The sequence below is a fragment of the Uliginosibacterium sp. H1 genome (assembly GCF_036017065.1).
Taxonomy (GTDB): Bacteria; Pseudomonadota; Gammaproteobacteria; order Burkholderiales; family Rhodocyclaceae; genus Uliginosibacterium.
This window is the reverse complement of the sequence record NZ_JAYXHR010000001.1, coordinates 825,521-842,798: the sequence shown is the minus strand read 5'-3', so window position 1 is coordinate 842,798 and position 17,278 is coordinate 825,521. Positions and strand designations below refer to the sequence as shown.

At 67.7% G+C, this 17,278-nt stretch carries 16 protein-coding genes; 10 read left to right on the top strand and 6 right to left on the bottom strand.

The window, feature by feature from the left end; translation table 11 throughout:
• Window positions 1-45: 45 nt before the first annotated feature.
• Both VVD47_RS03835 and VVD47_RS03830 read left to right on the top strand, forming a co-directional pair.
• Window positions 46-1,056, top strand: a complete 1,011-nt coding sequence (locus VVD47_RS03835; RefSeq protein WP_327602076.1) for an MraY family glycosyltransferase — start codon at window positions 46-48, stop codon at window positions 1,054-1,056.
• Entirely contained in the window at window positions 1,053-2,213 is a 1,161-nt protein-coding gene (locus tag VVD47_RS03830; protein ID WP_327602075.1) for a glycosyltransferase, read from the top strand. Before VVD47_RS03835 ends, VVD47_RS03830 begins: the two co-directional genes overlap by 4 nt.
• On the opposite strand, the gene VVD47_RS03825 is transcribed toward VVD47_RS03830, so the two are convergent.
• The gene (locus VVD47_RS03825; protein ID WP_327602074.1) at window positions 2,200-4,137 is read right to left on the bottom strand and encodes a PGAP1-like alpha/beta domain-containing protein; all 1,938 of its coding nucleotides are present in this window, start codon (window positions 4,135-4,137) and stop codon (window positions 2,200-2,202) included. The two genes, VVD47_RS03830 and VVD47_RS03825, sit on opposite strands and share 14 nt — an antisense overlap.
• A 137-nt stretch (window positions 4,138-4,274) precedes the next feature.
• On the opposite strand from VVD47_RS03825, the gene purB reads away from it, so the two are divergent.
• The 8 genes from purB (at window position 4,275) to VVD47_RS03785 (ending at window position 12,354) form a co-directional block, all read left to right on the top strand.
• Entirely contained in the window at window positions 4,275-5,642 is a 1,368-nt protein-coding gene (purB, locus tag VVD47_RS03820) for an adenylosuccinate lyase (RefSeq protein WP_327602073.1), read from the top strand.
• Between the two features lie 146 nt (window positions 5,643-5,788).
• Window positions 5,789-6,595 (top strand): glutamate racemase, encoded by an 807-nt coding sequence (gene murI / locus VVD47_RS03815; RefSeq protein WP_327602072.1) that lies wholly within the window; start codon window positions 5,789-5,791, stop codon window positions 6,593-6,595.
• A gap of 105 nt (window positions 6,596-6,700) precedes the next feature.
• Window positions 6,701-7,087 carry an MAPEG family protein gene (locus tag VVD47_RS03810; protein WP_327602071.1) on the top strand — a complete coding sequence of 129 codons (387 nt, stop codon included), beginning with the start codon at window positions 6,701-6,703 and terminating at the stop codon, window positions 7,085-7,087.
• A 24-nt stretch (window positions 7,088-7,111) separates the two neighbouring features.
• Complete coding sequence (locus VVD47_RS03805; RefSeq protein WP_327602070.1) at window positions 7,112-8,608, top strand: FAD-linked oxidase C-terminal domain-containing protein; 1,497 nt, start codon at window positions 7,112-7,114, stop codon at window positions 8,606-8,608.
• Window positions 8,608-9,672 carry a glycolate oxidase subunit GlcE gene (gene glcE / locus VVD47_RS03800; RefSeq protein WP_327602069.1) on the top strand — a complete coding sequence of 355 codons (1,065 nt, stop codon included), beginning with the start codon at window positions 8,608-8,610 and terminating at the stop codon, window positions 9,670-9,672. Before VVD47_RS03805 ends, glcE begins: the two co-directional genes overlap by 1 nt.
• Window positions 9,672-10,874 (top strand): glycolate oxidase subunit GlcF, encoded by a 1,203-nt coding sequence (gene glcF / locus VVD47_RS03795; protein ID WP_327602068.1) that lies wholly within the window; start codon window positions 9,672-9,674, stop codon window positions 10,872-10,874. The genes glcE and glcF overlap by 1 nt, the downstream gene beginning before the upstream one ends.
• Before the next feature lie 330 nt (window positions 10,875-11,204).
• Window positions 11,205-11,975: a PP2C family protein-serine/threonine phosphatase gene (locus tag VVD47_RS03790; RefSeq protein WP_327602067.1), complete on the top strand. Its 771-nt coding sequence runs from the start codon at window positions 11,205-11,207 to the stop codon at window positions 11,973-11,975.
• Between the two features lie 7 nt (window positions 11,976-11,982).
• A complete protein-coding gene (locus VVD47_RS03785) occupies window positions 11,983-12,354 on the top strand; it encodes a cupin domain-containing protein (RefSeq protein WP_327602066.1) in 372 nt (123 codons plus the stop codon).
• A gap of 42 nt (window positions 12,355-12,396) precedes the next feature.
• Here VVD47_RS03785 and nth read toward each other — a convergent pair whose 3' ends face one another.
• From nth to VVD47_RS03760, 5 genes are all read right to left on the bottom strand, one after another.
• Window positions 12,397-13,029: an endonuclease III gene (gene nth / locus VVD47_RS03780; protein WP_327603178.1), complete on the bottom strand. Its 633-nt coding sequence runs from the start codon at window positions 13,027-13,029 to the stop codon at window positions 12,397-12,399.
• 319 nt (window positions 13,030-13,348) lie between these two features.
• Window positions 13,349-14,134, bottom strand: coding sequence for a spermidine synthase (locus VVD47_RS03775; protein ID WP_327602065.1), 786 nt, complete (start codon window positions 14,132-14,134; stop codon window positions 13,349-13,351).
• Complete coding sequence (locus VVD47_RS03770) at window positions 14,131-14,664, bottom strand: GNAT family N-acetyltransferase (protein ID WP_327602064.1); 534 nt, start codon at window positions 14,662-14,664, stop codon at window positions 14,131-14,133. Before VVD47_RS03770 ends, VVD47_RS03775 begins: the two co-directional genes overlap by 4 nt.
• Before the next feature lie 7 nt (window positions 14,665-14,671).
• A complete protein-coding gene (locus VVD47_RS03765) occupies window positions 14,672-15,844 on the bottom strand; it encodes an MFS transporter (protein WP_327602063.1) in 1,173 nt (390 codons plus the stop codon).
• 75 nt (window positions 15,845-15,919) lie between these two features.
• Window positions 15,920-17,254 carry a DUF805 domain-containing protein gene (locus VVD47_RS03760; RefSeq protein ID WP_327602062.1) on the bottom strand — a complete coding sequence of 445 codons (1,335 nt, stop codon included), beginning with the start codon at window positions 17,252-17,254 and terminating at the stop codon, window positions 15,920-15,922.
• Window positions 17,255-17,278: the final 24 nt, after the last annotated feature.

Below are 17,278 nucleotides of genomic sequence, written 5' to 3'. Positions count from 1 at the left end.
CGCCGTTCGATGAAAGCCTGGCTCACCGCGTTGCTTGTCTCGGCAATGTCTGCCTGGATACTGGCCGCGCTCGCGCCGCGCCTGCGCCTGGTCGACCAGCCGGACGCCCGCAAGCAGCACGAGGGGGCCGTGCCGCTGGTGGGTGGGTTGGCCATCCTCCTCGGCTTCGTGCTGTCGGCCAGGATGGCGGGCATCGCCGGCAACTTTGCTGCCGTGGCAGTGCCGGTCGGCCTGGCCGTGCTGGTGGGTCTGCTGGATGACATCTACGACGTGCCGGCCCGGCACAAGCTGTGGGCGCAGATCGCCGCCGTCTGGCTGTTGCTGAAGACCTCGGGCCTGAGCTTCGAGACCTTCGCGCTGCCGGGCCTGGGGAGCATCGAGCTCGGCGTGTTCGCCACGCCCTTCAGCGTCGTGCTGGGGGTCGGGCTGTTGAACGCGATCAACACCATCGACGGCGTGGATGGCCTCTGCGGCGGCTTGCTGGTCATCGGCCTGTTCCTGCTCGCGGCGATGGCGGATGCCGCCGGCATGGGAAGCCTGCAGCGCATTGTCCTGCTGCTGCAGGCGGCCGTGACGGGTTTCCTGTTGCTCAACGCACGGCTGCCCTGGCAGGGCCGGGCGCGCGTGTTCCTCGGGGACGCCGGAGCGTTCGGGGTCGGCATGCTGGTGCTGTGGTTCATGCTGCAGCTCGGTGGCGGGCCGGCGCCGAAGATCCACTGGAGTGCGTTGCTCGCCGCCTGCTGGATGCCGATGGCCGACCTGCTCGCGGTGGCGGCACTGCGCCTGCGTTGCGGGCAAAGCCCTTTCGCGGCGGACCGGCGCCATTTCCATCATCTGCTGCTGGCGCAGGGTCGTTCGCCCGGCATGGTGGTGCTGTTCGCCTGGGGCCTGGCAATCTTCGTGGCGGTGGCGATGTACGTGTTGTGGCGTAGCGGCGCGCGCAACGGCGCCCTGTTCATGGCCTGGGCGACGGCCTGCGTGGTCTTCGCGCTGCACCACCACCGTGCCTGGCGCGAGCGTGGTGTGATCGGCAAGCGTGACAAGGAGGGTGTTTGAGCGGTCCTGCAAAAAAGCTGCTGGTCGTCGTGGCCAGCCTTGGCAATGGCGGTGCGGAGCATGCGCTGTTGAACCTGTTGTCGCGGCTGGACCGCGGAGCCTTTTCACCGGCCGTGCTGTGCCTGGGGGGAGAGGGCGCGATGGCCGCGCGGTATCGCACGGCGGGCATTCCGGTGCGTGCATTGGGCATGCGCCCTGGCCGCTGGCCGCTGGGCCAGTTGAGCGCAGCGCGAGCCGCCATGCGCGAGATGGCACCGGACCTGCTGCTGGGCTGGATGTACCACGGCAATCTTGCCGCCGCAGTGCTGGCCGGCGCGCTGCCGCGAAGCCCGAAGCTGCCGCTGGCCTGGGCGATCCGCGCCACGCCGGACCATGCGCATTCGCACAGCCTGTTCACCGGCGGCGTCATCCAGGCTTCGCGCCTGTTCCTGCGCAAGGTCGATTTGATCCTCAACGTCTCGTCGCGCAGCGCCGCGCTGATGCAGTCGCGCTACGGCTACCCGGCGGCACGCACGGTGGTGTTGCCCAACGGTGTCGACACCGCGCGCTTCGCGCCGCAGGCGCTGGCGCGTGCCGTCGTGCGCGCCGAGCTGGGCCTGTCGCCGGCCACGCCGCTGTTCGGCATGGTGGCGCGCTGGCATCCGGTGAAGAACCATGCGCTCTTCGTGCGTGCGGCCGCGCGCTGCGTGCAGGCGATTCCGGCCGCGCAGTTCGTGCTGGTCGGCGAGGGCTGCGAGACGGCCAACTTCGACCTGCTCGACCTGCTGGATGCTGCCGGCATGCGTGACCGTTTCCATCTGGTCGGCGCGCAGCGTGATGTGGAGCGCTGGAATGCCGCCTTCGATGTGGCGGTGCTGTCGTCCAGCAGCGAGGCATTCCCCAACGTGCTGGTGGAGGCCATGTCCTGCGGTACGCCGGTGGTGAGCACCGATGTGGGCGATGCACGCGAGATCGTCGCTGACACCGGTTTCGTCGTCTCTGTGGATGACGAGGTGGCGATGGGCACCGCCATGGCGACCGCGCTGGCCGAGCGTTCCACGCGTGGGGCCGCTGCCAGGGCACGCGTGCTGGAGCGTTACGACCTGACGCAGCAGGCCGCGCGCTTCGCCGACATCCTTGCCAGGCTGGGAACGCCGGCCGCGCCTACGAACGGTTGAGCAGGATCATCGCGTTCTGCGAAACCTGCCCCGGTGTGACGCGGTGCCGGGTGCGCGACGGCGCGTAGCCTTCCGCCTCGATCAGCAATTCGTAGTCACCCGCCGGCAGGCCGACGAAGGAGAAGTGCGGTCCTTGCGCTTCGTCCTGCCCGGCCAGGTAGCGCTCCACGCTGTCGGCCGTCGTCGTGCTGCTCGGCGTGAGGACGCGCTGGACGCCCGCGCCGCTCAAGGTGATGCGACGGATGCTCACCGTCGTGTCGGCCGGGCGAAGGTAGCCGGCGGGTGTGCGTTGCGCGGCCTGCACCGGCCTGCCGATGAAGCCCCACAGCACGCCTTGTGGCCGCATCCGGAATTGCAGCGCCAGGGTCTGGTCGGCGCGGACTTCGATGCTCTGCGACGGGGTGTCGGTCGCATAGCCATAGGAGAAGGCACGCGCGCGATAGCGGCCTGTGGGGATCGGCCCGAGCACCTTCGCATTGCTGAGGCGGCCGATCGACAGCGTGAGCCGCTCGCCGCCGGCACCCTCCGGCTCCAGTTGCAACAGTGCTTCCGCCGGCACGAACGGCGTGCCGGCCGCATCCAGCAGGGTGACCTGGACGTTCCCCTGGTTGCCGTCCTGCTGCGCGCCGGTCGCGTTCTTCAGCACTGCGGCATAGCGCTCGAAGACCGCCGCCGAACGCAGGATGCTGGTGTGGTCCTCGTTGAAGCCGAAGGTCATGCGCGCCTCGTCCTGCGCGCTGGTGCGCAACTGGCTTTCCAGTGTCACCGCGCCGTCGTTGTTCGGGCGGAACAGGCCGGGGCTGCCCTGGTGGCCGAAGAACAGGTAGTAGCGGGTGTTGTCGGGCAGGGGGCGCTGGAACAGGCCCTGCAGGAAAGGGCCTTCGGGGCGCATGTCGTACCAGGACGGCACCGCGGCGGGCGAATTGCGCACGCCGGATTCCGCGCGCGCCTCGCCGGCCCAGGGCGTGGACAGGCTGACGAACAGCGGGATGCTGAACGGCAGCTGCGTCGCGTGACGCGTCAGGAAATCGCGCGCCACCAGGCCGCCCATGCTGTGCGCGGTGAACACCACCTGCTGGAAGCTGTACTCCGCCTGCAGGTTGTAGAGCTTCCAGTACAGCAGGTTGGAGGTGGATTCCAGCGAGGTGCCGGACGGGTAGTAGAAGAACCAGGCCTGGTAGCGGCTGCGGTCCAGCCGCGAGAAGAAGTCGCGCCAGTCCTGCGGCGAGCCGGCTGCGCCGTGGATGAACAGCACCGGGATGCGCTTCGGGTCGTAGGGTTCCAGGAAATAGATGTTGCCGCCCAGCTCGCGGTAGAAGCTCAGTGGCGCCCAGTAGCCACGCACCCCCTGTTCCGCAGAGAAGGCCGGCGTGTCCAGCGCGGCGATGGCACCGGCCCGCGCGCTGTGCGTGCCGAACGGCGAGGGCGGCACCTGCAGGCCCGCCCAGGCGGTGGGCAGCAGCTTGTAGGCGAGCGTAAGGTCGTTGCCGATGATCACGCCGTCGCCGGAGGCTGCCAGCGGGCTGGCGGGATCGGTCCAGCCTGCGTCCTCGCCCGGGTCGTGGCGCAGGTTGTCGTTGGCGTCGCAGAAAGCCAGCACGGTGTAGCGCCCCCTCGGCACGATCAGCTCGTAGCCGCCGGGCGCGAACAGGCGGGTGTGGTGGGCGATGTGTGGGCCGGGCGGGACGGACTGCGTCCTGTCGTCCATGTCGAGCGCCAGCACCTGGATCGGTCCGGCGCATGAATGGACGGGCTGGACGGTGCCCACCAGCACGGTGGCCGTGTCGATGGCGGCAGCCTCCTCGCGCAGGCGCACCAGGGTGCAGGCGCTGGTCAGGCTGCACAGGGCCAGCAGGAGCAGGGCGGCCGGGCGCGAGGCCAGCGGAGGGAGCAGGCAGGTATAGCGCAACAGACGGTTCGGCATGTCGTCCAGCATTCCGTGCAGGCTGAAGGGGTGCAGTGGGGCCCGGCCAGTACTCAGGTCTGGGCGGTGCCGGAGCGTATAATTCTGCCCTTTCCTGTTTTCATGCGCGCCGTTTCCGGTGCTCCACGAGAAGAACCATGAGCCTGAATGCCCTCACCGCCCTGTCGCCGCTGGACGGCCGTTACGCCAGCAAGGGCGACAGCCTGCGCCCCTATTTCAGCGAGTACGGCCTGATCCGCCACCGCATCCGCGTCGAGCTGGAGTGGCTCAAGGCGCTGGCGGCCGAAAAGGCCGTGCCGGAAGTGGCGCCGTTCTCCGCCGCCACGCTGGCCGAGATCGATGCGGTGATCGCCGGCTTCTCGGAAGCCGACGCGCAGGCCGTGAAGGATATCGAGGCCACCACCAACCACGACGTGAAGGCCATGGAGTACTGGCTGAAGCGCCGCTTCGCCGACAACGCGGAAGTGGTGAAGGTCAGCGAGTTCATCCACTTCGCCTGCACCTCGGAAGACATCAACAACGTCTCGCATGCGCTGATGCTGCGCGATGGCCGCGACGTGGCCCTGCTGCCGGCACTGGACAAGGTCATCGCCCGTTTTGTCGAACTCGCCCACCAGCTAGCCGAGATCCCCATGCTGTCGCGCACCCACGGCCAGCCGGCCAGCCCGACCACGCTGGGCAAGGAGATGGCCAACATCGCCTACCGCCTGAAGCGCGCCCGCAAGAGCATCGCCGCCGTGGAGATGACCGCCAAGTTCAACGGCGCGGTCGGCAACTACAACGCCCACCTGTCCGCCTACCCGGACATCGACTGGGCGGCCAACAACCAGCGCTTCATCGAGTCGCTGGGCCTCACCTTCAACCCGTACACCATCCAGATCGAGCCGCATGACGCGATGGCCGAGCTGTTCGACGCCATCGCCCGCGCCAACACCATGCTGATCGACGCCTGCCGCGACATCTGGATGTACATCTCGCTGGGCTTTTTCAAGCAGAAGCTGAAGGCCGGCGAAGTCGGCAGCTCGACGATGCCGCACAAGGTGAACCCGATCGACTTCGAGAATGCCGAAGGCAACTTCGGCGTCGCGAACGCCACGCTGCGTCACTTCAGCGAAAAGCTGCCCATCTCGCGCATGCAGCGCGACCTGACCGACTCCACCGTCCTGCGCAACATGGGCGTGGCCTTCGGTCATACCGTGCTCGGCTTCGAGTCCTGCCTGCGTGGCCTCAACAAGCTGGAAGCCAACCCGGCCCGCGTGGCGGAAGACATCGACGCCGCCTGGGAAGTGCTGGCCGAGCCGATCCAGACGGTGATGCGCCGCTTCGCCATCGAGGAGCCGTACGAGAAGCTCAAGGCCCTGACGCGCGGTGCCGGCATCAGCAAGGAAGCGCTGCAGGCCTTCGTGCTGACCCTGGAGATTCCGGAGGCCGACAAGCAGCGCCTGATGCAGATGACGCCGGCGAGCTACGTCGGCGACGCGGTGAAGCTGGCCAAAGCTATCTGACGAGGAAAAACCCTGTCCGTGCTCCTCACGAATCCGTCGCTCCTGCGGAAGCAGGAGCCCAGTGACTTTGGGCGTCGTGGCAGGGGATGTCCGACCGCGTTCTTCTTCTGTTCTGAGTGCGTCTTCACCGGCGTGGTGATAGCCCGATGAGCGACCCGCGCCCCATCGGCGTCTTCGACTCCGGTCTCGGCGGTCTGTCCGTGCTGCGCGAGATCGGCGCCCGCCTGCCGCAGGAGTCCATGCTCTACGTGGCGGATTCCGGCTTCGCCCCCTACGGCGAAAAATCGCAGGACTTCATCCGCGAGCGCTCGCTGAAGATTGCGCATTTCTTACTGGAGCAGGGCGCCAAGGCGCTAGTGCTGGCCTGCAATACCGCCACCGCTGCGGCTGCGGCCACTCTGCGCGAACGCTGGCCCGATGTGCCGCTGATCGCCATGGAGCCGGCCGTCAAACCGGCTGCCGCGGCGACGCGTGGCGGCGTGGTCGGTGTGCTGGCCACCACCGGTACGCTGGCGAGCGCGCGCTTCGCCGCCTTGCTGGACAACTTCGCGCACGATGTGAAGGTGGTGACGCGGCCCGGTGTCGGCCTGGTGGAGTTCGTCGAGCGCGGCGACTTCGACAGCCCGGCCCTTCGCACGCTGCTCCATTCCCACCTGCAACCCTTGCTGGACGATGGTGCGGATGTCGTGGTGCTGGGCTGCACGCATTACGTCTTCCTGCGCGAGCAGGTCGAGGCCATCGTGGGGCCTTCGGTGGCCGTCATCGACACCGGTGGCGCCGTGGCGGCGCATCTGCAGCGCCGTCTGCTGTCGGCCGACCTGCTGGCGCCCGCCACGCAGGTAGCCGCGCCGCTGCGGGTATGGACTTCGGGTGATCCGCAGCAGACGGCGCAATCCATCGCCAGCCTGCTGGGCAGCACGCCCGCCATCGAGACGTTGCCCGACGCTCTCTGACGTGTAGTGGTTTGCCTGCGTGCAAATGCGGGCTTGTCCGGCTGACAGGGCAGGGTGGCTGGACGTAAGCTGGCTGTCATTTCCTGACCGCCACGCCGGACGCCCATGAACATTGCCTACGCCTGCCTCATATTCGCCGCGCTCAGTCCCCTGCTGCTGACCCTCGCTGCCAAGGCGGGCGGGCAGGTGCTGGGCCAGCGCTACAACAACCGCAAGCCACGCGAAGGCCTGGCCCAGCTCGACGGGTGGCCGAAGCGTGCCAACTGGGCGCAGCAGAACAGCTGGGAGGCCTTGCCGCTGATCCTCGCCGGCGTGCTGATGGCGACCCAGGCCGGCGTACCGCAAGCGACCATCGACACCTGGGCACTGGTCTTCGTGGCTGCGCGCGTGGCTTACGTGATCTGCTACCTCGCCGACGTTCATGCCCTGCGTTCGCTGGTGTGGGGCATCGGCACGCTGGCCTGCTTCCGCCTGATGGTGGCGGCGCTCTGACGTAATCGCCATCACGCAACCGCCATGAACCCGGACAGCCTGCGCGCCAGTCGGGAATTTGCCGCGGTGGACCGCGCGCTGCTGGCGCAACGCCTGCGCCGCGCGCTCCCGGCCGATGCCGTGCTGGTCGACGACGAGTCGGTACGGCCATACGAATGCGACGGCCTCGCCACGTACAGGCGGATGCCGCTGGCGGTGGTGCTCCCGCAGGACGAGGCGCAGGTACAGGCAGTGCTGCGCATCTGCGCCGAACTCGGCGTGCCGGTGGTGGCGCGCGGCGCGGGCACCGGCCTGTCCGGCGGTGCGATGCCTCACGCACAGGGCGTGCTGATGTCGCTGGCGCGGCTCAACCGCATCGTCAGCCTGGACCCGCTGGCGCGACTGGCGGTCGTGCAGCCCGGCGTGCGCAACCTGTCGATCTCCGAGGCCGCGAAGCCGCACGGCCTGTACTACGCGCCGGACCCCAGTTCGCAGATCGCCTGCACCATCGGCGGCAACGTGGCGGAGAACGCCGGCGGCGTGCATTGCCTGAAATACGGCCTGACCCTGCACAACGTGATGCGGGTGCGCGCGCTGTCCATCGACGGCGAAGTGCTGGAGTTCGGCAGCCACGCGCTGGATTCGCCCGGGCTGGACCTGCTGGCGCTGGTGATCGGCTCGGAGGGCATGCTGGCAGTGGTCACCGAGGTGACGGTGCGCCTGCTGCCCTTGCCGCAGACCGCGCGCTGCGTGCTCGCCAGCTTCGGCTCCGTGGTGCGTGCGGGCGAAGCGGTGGCCGGCGTGATTTCCGCCGGCATCATCCCGGCCGGCATGGAGATGATGGACAAGGCGGCCACCGCGGCAGTGGAGGAATTCGTGCATGCCGGATACCCGCTGGATGCCGAGGCGATCCTGCTGGTCGAGTCCGACGGCACGCCGGAGGCGGTGGAGGACGAGATCGCGCAGATCCGCCAGGTGCTGCAGGCGCATGGTGCCCATGACATCCGGGTGTCGCGCGACGAAGCCGAGCGCCTGCGCTTCTGGGCCGGACGCAAGGCAGCCTTCCCGGCCGCCGGCCGGCTGGCGGCGGATTACTACTGCATGGACGGCACGATCCCGCGCAAGCGCCTGGGCGAGATGCTGGAGAGCATCGCCCTCATGGCGCAACGCTACGGGCTGCGCTGTCTCAACGTGTTCCATGCGGGTGATGGCAACCTGCATCCGCTGATCCTCTTCGATGCCAGCCAGCCGGGTGAGCAGGGGCGGGCCGAGGAATTCGGCGAGGCCATCCTGCGTCACTCCGTCGAACTCGGCGGCACGGTCAGTGGCGAGCACGGCGTCGGCGTCGAGAAGCTGGGCGCGATGTGCGCGCAGTTCAACGAGGCGGAGCTGGAGAGCTTCTTCCGCGTGAAGCTGGCCTTCGACGGACAGGGCCTGCTGAATCCCGGCAAGGCCATCCCCACGCTGAACCGCTGTGCCGAGTACGGCATGCAGCATGTGCGCGGTGATGCCGTCACCCATCCCGGCCTGCCGAGGTTCTGATGGAATCCTTGCCACGGCGCTGGTGCGAGCAGGTGCGCGAAGCCGCAAGGAGCGGTCGCGCGATGCGCATCGTCGGCGGTGGCAGCAAGAGCTTCCTCGGCGACGTGTTGCAGGGCGACCTGCTGGACACCCGCGGGTACGCCGGCGTCATCGACTACGATCCGGCCGAACTGGTGATCAGCGTGCGTGCCGGCACCTCGCTGGACGAGGTCACCACGCTGCTGGCGGCGCATGGGCAGATGCTGGCGTTCGAGCCGCCTGCGTTTCCCGGCGCCACCATCGGTGGCATGGTCGCCAGCGGGTTGTCCGGTCCGCGTCGCGTGCAGGCGGGCGCCGTGCGTGACCACCTGCTGGGCATCGGCCTGATCGACGGCCAAGGCCAGTGGCTGCAGTTCGGTGGTCGCGTCATGAAGAACGTGGCCGGCTTCGATGTCTCGCGCCTGATGGCAGGGGCCTGGGGGACGCTGGGCTTGATTGCGCAGGTGTCGGTACGGACGATGCCACGCCCGCCGCTGGAGCTGACCCTGAGGCTGGAGCTGACGGAAGCCGCGGCGATCGAGCGCTTCAACCGCCTTGCAGGCCAGCCCTTGCCGCTGTCCGCCACGGCCTGGCAGGCTGGCCTGGCACACCTGCGCCTGTCCGGGACGGAGGCTTCGCTGCGCGCGGCACAGGCCGTGACGGGCGGAGAGGTCGTGGGAGAGGTGGAGGCGGCAGGCTACTGGCAGGCGCTACGCGACCAGCGCCTGCCTTTCTTCGCGGGCGGCACGCAGGCACTGTGGCGCTTGGCCGTGCCGGGCACGACGGCATCATTGCCGCTGCAGGGGGAAATGCTCATGGAATGGCACGGTGGCCTGCGATGGTTGCGCAGCGACATGCCGGCGGCTGCGCTGCGCGCTGCGGTGAGCGCGGTGGGTGGGCACGCGCAGTGCTGGCGCAACCGTGCGCCGGGGGTGGCGAGCTTCGAGCCACTGCAGGGCCCGATGGCCGCCCTGCATCGCCGCTTGCGGCGTGCCTTCGATCCGCAAGGCGTGTTCAACCCCGGCCGCATGGGCGGGGAGTTCTGATGCGTGTCCAGCTGGCCGGCTTCATCCGCGACACCGCGCAGGGGGACGAGGCGCAGGACATCCTGCAACGCTGCGTGCACTGCGGTTTCTGCCTGGCGACCTGTCCGACCTACCAGGTGCTGGGCGATGAGCTGGACAGCCCGCGCGGGCGCATCTACCTCATCAAGCAGATGCTGGAGGGCACGCCCGTCACGGCACGCACGCGCGAACACCTCGACCGCTGCCTGAGCTGCCATGCCTGCGAGACGACCTGTCCGTCGGGCGTCGACTATGGCCACCTGCTCGACATCGGTCGCAAGGAGGCCTTGGCCCAGGCGCCGCGCAGTGCGCCGGCGACGGCGCTGCGCAGCCTCCTGCGCGAGACGCTGACGCGACCCGGCGTTTTCCGCCGCGTGCTGGACGTCGGCCGTCTGGCAGCGCCGCTGCTGCCACGCAGCCTGCGTGCGAAGCTGCCGGAGCCGGCTGGCGGAGCGTGGCCAGCCCCGCGTCACGCGCGGCGCATGCTGGTGCTGGGGGGCTGCGTGCAGCCGGTGATGCGTCCCGCCATCAACCTTGCCGCGGCGCGCGTGCTGGATGCGATCGGCATCTCGCTCGTCGAGCTGACGGGGCAGTGCTGCGGCGCGCTGCGCTTCCATACCGACGACATGGCGGGCGGACGAGCCGATGCCCGCACGCTGGCCGCACAGGCTGCGACGGCCGGGCATGAAGCATTCGTCATGACCGCGTCCGGCTGCGGGGCTTTCGTGCGCGACTATGCGCATCTGTTGCCGGACGATCCCGCCGCCGCCGAACTCGCGGGCCACACCCGCGACATCGCCGAGGTGCTGCTGCAGGAGATCGACCGGCTGTTGCCGCGGGTGGCCGGTCGTGCGGCAGGCCGCAGCCTGGCCTGGCATTCGCCCTGTACCCTGCAGCACTGGCAGGGCATCAAGGGCGGCGTGGAGCGTCTGCTGGAAGGGGCGGGCTATCGTTTGACCCCGGTAGCCGACAGTCACCTGTGTTGCGGCTCTGCCGGCGCTTATTCGCTGCTGCAACCGACGCTGGCCGGCGCGCTACGCCGCCGCAAGCTGGACGCCTTGCAGGCCGGTGTGCCCTCCGGTATCGCCAGTGCGAATATCGGCTGTATCACCCATCTTGCCGGTGATACGAACCTGCCGGTTCGTCACTGGATAGAGTGGCTGGCCGACTGCCTGCCGACGTAAAGTCACCCGCTCGCAAGACGTTAACCAGGGACGGGCGTCGTGCATCCGGCCTCCTGTCAGGCGGCAATGTGCCGAAACTGTCCTGCTCTGCCCGTTCCACTGTCGGATAAATGACGACACGCACGTGCCACTTTTTCCAGGCTTGCGGGAAGCCGTGAAATATTGACGTTTTTTCCGGTTTGCCCACCGCACGCCCGCCCTTACGCTGGCAGAGTTCCGCGGCACGAAACGCACGCCCGCCAGACGTTCCCGGAAGTCGATTTTCTGCAACGCAGCGTGGCCAAAATCCGATTAATTTGTAAAATACGATAAATACAACAATACTCTCTCATGTCCATCAGCATTGAAACCTGCGCAGCGATGCACATCGGCGACCGGGGCGAACAGCAGGATCGCGTCGGCATCTTTCCGCATCCCACCAAGCCTGGATGCCTGCTCGCCGTCCTTTCCGACGGCATGGGCGGCCATACCGGCGGGTCCATTGCGGCCGAGCAGGTCGTGCTGAAGGCGCGCCAGAATTTCAGTCACTTCACGCCCGGCGTGGAGGACATCCAGGAGTTCCTGAAGTCGGTCATCGACGAGGCCCACGTGGTCATCAAGCTGACCCGCTTCACCAGCGAAGCCGACCCGCACAGCACCGCCTGCGTGTTCGTGCTGCGCCCCGGCCATGCCGACTGGGCGCATTGCGGCGATTCGCGCATCTATCACTTCCGCCGTGGCGGGCTGGTCAGCCGTTCGCCGGATCATTCGCTGGTCGGCGAACTGGTCCGTTCCGGTCGCATCACGGAAGCGCAGGCGGAGACGCATCCGCAACGCAACCTGCTGCTGTCCTGCCTGGGGGCGGAGCGCGAACCGCGCATCGATTTCGGCGCCACGCCGGCCCTGCAGGCAGGCGACGTCTTCCTGCTGTGTTCGGACGGCCTGTGGGCCTATTTCAGCGATTACGAGCTGGGCACCACGCTCGACGAGCTGGACCCGCGTGCCGCCGCCAAGGTACTGATCAACGCGGCGCGTGAGCGGGGCGCCGGTGCCGGCGACAACATCTCGGTCGCGATCGTCAAGGTCGTGCCGGTCGTGTCCGCCGGCAACGCACTGGGGTGAGTCCGGAGTGAGCGCCAAGCCACGCATCGTCTTCAACGCCACCACGCCGGAGTACTACTTCGCGGAGGGTTGCCACATCACGGAGTGGTGGAACTCGCCGGACGATGCCGCAGCTTCCGTAGCGCGCGCCCGCGTGCCGGTGGGCGTGACGACGCATTGGCACAGCCTGCGCGACACCACCGAGCGGTACGTGATCCTGGAAGGACGTGGCGTCGTCGAGGCCGGCAAGCTGCCGCCGATGCCGGTATCGGCCGGGGATGTCGTCGTCATTCCCGCGGGCGAGCCGCAGCGCATCCGCAATGATGGTCAGGGCGACCTGGTGTTCCTCGCCATCTGCACGCCGCGTTTCCTGACCGACAACTACCAGGCGCTGGAGTAGGGCGCCACTGCGCCGGTTTGCGCGGCCTGCCTCAAACCGCGCTTATACGGTTTTGTCGCTGGCCTCGCACAGGTCATACACCAGGCAACCCGCACATTTCGGACTGCGCGCCACGCACACGTAGCGACCGTGCAGGATCAGCCAGTGGTGCGCGTCCAGCAGGTACTCCTTCGGTACGCGGCGCAGCAGCGCCTTTTCCACGGCTACCACGTCCTTTCCCGGTGCCAGCCCCATGCGGTTGGCGACGCGGAAGATATGGGTGTCCACCGCCATGGTCGGCTGCCGGAAGATGGTGTTGAGCACCACGTTGGCGGTCTTGCGGCCGACGCCCGGCAGGGCCTCCAGCGCCTCGCGGTCATCCGGCACTTCACCACCATGACGCTCCAGCAGCTGGCGGCACAGCATGGCGACGTTCTTCGCCTTGGTGCGGTACAGGCCGATGGTCTTGACGTACTCCGCGATGCCAGCCTCGCCCAGCGTCGCCATGGCCTCTGGCGTGGGCGCCGCGGGAAACAGCTTGCGGGTGGCGATGTTCACGCCCTTGTCGGTGGCCTGGGCAGACAGCACGACCGCCACGAGCAACTGGAAGGGCGAGCCGTATTCCAGCTCGGTCGTCGGCTCGGGGTTGGCGGCATGCCAGCGGCGGAAAGCCTCGGCGATGGCCGCTTTCGTCATGTTGCGAGGCATGGCTGTGTTCGGATCCGCAGGTACGGGGGCGGCTGGATTCTACCTGCCCGTCGCGCTGCTGCCCTGAGGGACACTGGCACCGACAGCGCGATCGGGCTCAAATGGCCGCCGCTCATGAACGTCATGGGCTCCTTTGGGCCGGTGGTGTCCAGCGCGGCAGTACCGGTCTTGCGGGAGTGTCGGTCAGGCGTGGTAACGAGGCGCCAGGTCAGGCCGATACTCCCGGTTCTTTTCCTTGCTGGAGCAGCGTCGGCGGGTTTGCGATCCATGACGCCGCCGTGTCTGGCGGCACGTCGTCTCCCTGTGTTCAGAAGACGAGTGCGTTGCTGGTGAGCTTTCCTGCCTTTTCCAGCTGGGTGACGGTAGTCCGCAGATCCAGGCCGGTATTTGCGCGGAGGATGGCTGCCCGTTCGCGAAGGACGGGCAGCGGGACATTGACCGCCTCGCCGCGTGCCGCGAAGGCCACGACGTTGCCGCTGTCGCAGGGCGGGAAGGCGAAGACCCGCTGGTCGAAGGCTTCGGCCAGGCGGGACAGCGACGGCCCGTATTTGCGCGAGCGCCCGAACATGTTGGCCACCAGCAGGCCGCTTTCCGACAGGCGTGACCAGCAGGCCTGGTAGAAGGGCAGGCTGTCGAGCAGACCCACTTTCGCATCCTCGTCGTAGCCGTCGACGAGGATGTAGTCGTAGTAGCCGCGACCCTGTGCGATGAAGTCCACTCCGTCCGCAACCTCGATGCGCAGCCGCGCGTCTTCCTCCGGCAGCTTGAAGAACTGCTGGGCCGCCGCCCATACCGCCGGGTTGATCTCCACGACGGTGAGTTTCGTCTGCGGCAGGTGGCGGTGCATGAACTTGGTGAGCGAGCCGGCACCCAGGCCGATCAGCAGCGCGTTGCGCGGCCAGCGCGGCGAATGCGTGGGGCCGCTGGCCAGCGCATCGTCGCGCATCAGCAGTCCCGCCATCATCTCCCGTGTGTAGGCCAGTTCCAGGTCATACGGGCGGCGGATGCGCATCGCGCCCTGCACCCACTCGGAGCCGAAGTGCAGGTAGCGGACGCCGCTTTCTTCGCTGATGTCGATGTCGCCAAAACTCATGCCGGTGGTTGATCCTTGTCTTGCGGTGCGTCGTCCTGCCGATCGAGCCACTTCTGCAGGAACAGCGCCTGTCCTGCCTGCGGGTCGAGCTGGTAGGGCGCGAAGCCGAAGCGCGCATAGCTCGCCAGCGCCCCTTCGTTGTTGGAAAGCACTTCCAGCGTCAGCTTGCAGCAACCCATGTCGTGGGCGATGCGCTCCAGCGCTGCAAGCAGTGCCTGGCCCACGCCGCGCCGCCGGTGATCGGGGAGCACCGCGATGTCGTGCACGTTCAGCAACGGTCGCGCCGCGAAAGTGGAGAAGCCGGTGAAAGCGTTGAGCAGCCCGACCGCCACATCATGCTCGAAGGCGATCAAGCCCACGTAGCCAGGCCAGTCGCGCAGACGTTCCGGCAACGACTGCAACACATCTCCGGACAGGGCATGACCGCCGCCCATGGGGTCGCGCGCGTAGATGTCCAGCAGCCTGCGCAGGATGGCGGTGTGATCCTCCCGACCCAGGTCGATGCGCTCGATGCGAAGCGTGGAATTCAATGTGGGCTCACTCCGTGCAGTCGCGCATCGCACGCCGCGTCAGCAATGCGACGGCGGCGGCAAAGGCCGCCACGACCAGCAGGCCGTGTGTGAGGCTGCTGACTTCCGCAATGGCGCCGATCAGCGGCGGCCCGGCCATGAAGCCCAGGTAACCGACGCCCGACACGCCCGCGATGCCGCGCGCTGGCGACACGCCGGGTACGCGTGCCGCCGCCGAGAACAACACGGGAATCACGTTGGACAATCCAAGGCCGACCAGTGCGAAGCCGACGATGCCGGCCCAGCGTTCGCCGATCAGCAAGGTGACCAGCATCGCGATGCTGGTGAGCCAGGCCGAAATGCGCAGGGTGCGCGTCGCGCCCAGCCTGCCACGCAGCCAGTCGCCCCCGAACCGCCCGAGCGCCATGGCACCGGAAAACGCGGCGTATCCCAGTGCCGCCACGTCCGCCGGACTGCCCAGCGTGTCGGCCATGTACAGCGTGCTCCAGTCGTACATCGCCCCCTCGCTGACGAGGCCGAAGGCGGCCAGCAGGCCGATGAGCAGGATGGTGCCACGCGGCAGGCTGAAGCCGTGGTGCGCTTCGTCCGGCGAATGGGTTGCGGATTCCGGCAGCATGGCGCGCGCGGCGATCCACACCAGCGCGAAGCCGGCGAGGCTCATCGTCAGGATGTGCAGCCAAGGCGCGATGGCGAGACGCGCCACCAGGCTGCCGACCAGCGCGCCCGCCAGTCCACCCAGGCTGAAGAAGCCGTGGAAGGACGACATGATGGGCTTTGCGAGTTCGCGCTCCACCGCCACGGCCTCCGCATTCATGGCGACATCGAAGCCACCGCTGCCGAGGCCGAACACGAAGAGCAGCACCATCAGCGCCGCGTAACCCGGTGCGAACAGGAACAAGGCCAGGCTGGCCGCTACTGCCGCGGCACCCGCCAGTACCACCGGCCGTGCCCCATGACGCGCGACCCAACCCCCGACGCGGGTCAGCGCGATCAACGCACCCACCCCACCGGCGAGCATCAGCCAGGCCAGCTCCGCCTCGCTGAGCCCGAACTGCGTCTTCACCGTGGGCACGTGCACGCCCCAGGTAGCGAAGAGCAGGCCGCTGATGAAGAAGTGGGCCTTGGTGGCGATGCGCGCGCGTACCAGGCGGGAAATGGTGAAAACGGACGACCCGGTCACACGACTATCCTGATTGCATGGAAGGACGGCGCGATTGCCGACAGCGTATTCATCTGAATCGAACCGACCTGAGCATCAGCTTCGCGGGCGCCGGATGTGCTGCGCGATCTTCGACAGCGATGGATTGTTCGGCAGCAACACCCCGTTGATCTCGATGGTCGGCAAGCCGATCGATCCGCTGGGAATGTTGTGCGCCTGGAGCCTGGCCGTGAAGTCTTCCGAGGCGCGCTCGTCAGTGTCGATGAAGTACTCGGTGAAACGCACCCCGGCCGCCCGGAACTGCTGCCGTTTTTCCGCGCAGTAGGGGCAGGTGGACAGCGAATACATCACCAATGTGTTGCGCGAAGAATCGTAGCCGTCGAACACATCCAGTTCGTCCGTATCGTCCGCATTCGTCGCCTCGTAATCGCCTTCCATGAACTCGCTGTCCTGGAGCAGCTCCATGATTCCTTCCGGACCCATGGCCTTGAACTGGCTGAACAGCATGGCCCCGAGGATGGCCGTAAGCAGGATCGATCCCAGCACGCCCAGGGGATTGACCGGTCGGGAGCGCTCACCGTAATCGTTCCCCTCCTTGCTACCGGGCCATACTAGCAGTGCCAGCCAGGCCACGGCGCCGACATAGGGAATCAGCAGCGCGAGACAAGCCCAGCCCGTTACGCCGACATCGTGGAGGCGCAGCGCCGCCATCCGGAAACCCCACACGATGTTGAGAATGGCCGAGATGAGGGTGACGGCAACCCAGGGCGTCGATACGCCCGCTTTCAGCATCCACAGGCCCAGCGCCACGAACAGCGCGATCGACAGCACGGAGGCCACGAGATAAGTGCGCCGTCCCACTCGTCCTTCGAATGAGAAGCTCGCGAGTGAAACCTCTTCGTCATACGCGCCATGGGTGCCGAGGCGGGCTTCGTCCCGAGCGGCCGCCGCCGCTGCCCGGGCTTCCTGCTGCTCGCGTGCCTGTGCTTCAAGGAAGCCGGGTATGTCCAGCGAGCAATTGCGACATAGCGTGCGCCTGGGTTGCACTTCCTGGCAGCGCGGACAGGTGACGGTGTCGGCGCCGGGCGCTGGCACCGATACCGGGCCGGTTGCCAGGGAGGGGGCCGATCCGGACGTCATGGCAAGAGCCGGCATGACTGCGGGCTGCGTGCCTGCAGGGGAAGCCGCAGGTGTCACGGCTGCGTCGGGGACGATGTCCACACGCAGGCCGGCGGCATGCAGGCGTTCCAGGTAACGGGCCAGCTCCGAGGTCGGCAATCCCTTGCGAAGAGTGATCTCCCGGCCGGAGAAAAAGGCGTTGCAGTTTTCCGGTGTCAGCTTGAAGAGCGTGATGGCCTGCGCCTTGACGGCGTCCAGCGAATGCCCGGGCAGCAACTCGCCTTTGAAACGGATGGAGACGGTATCGGACATCGGATGCAGCTCTTGAAACAGATG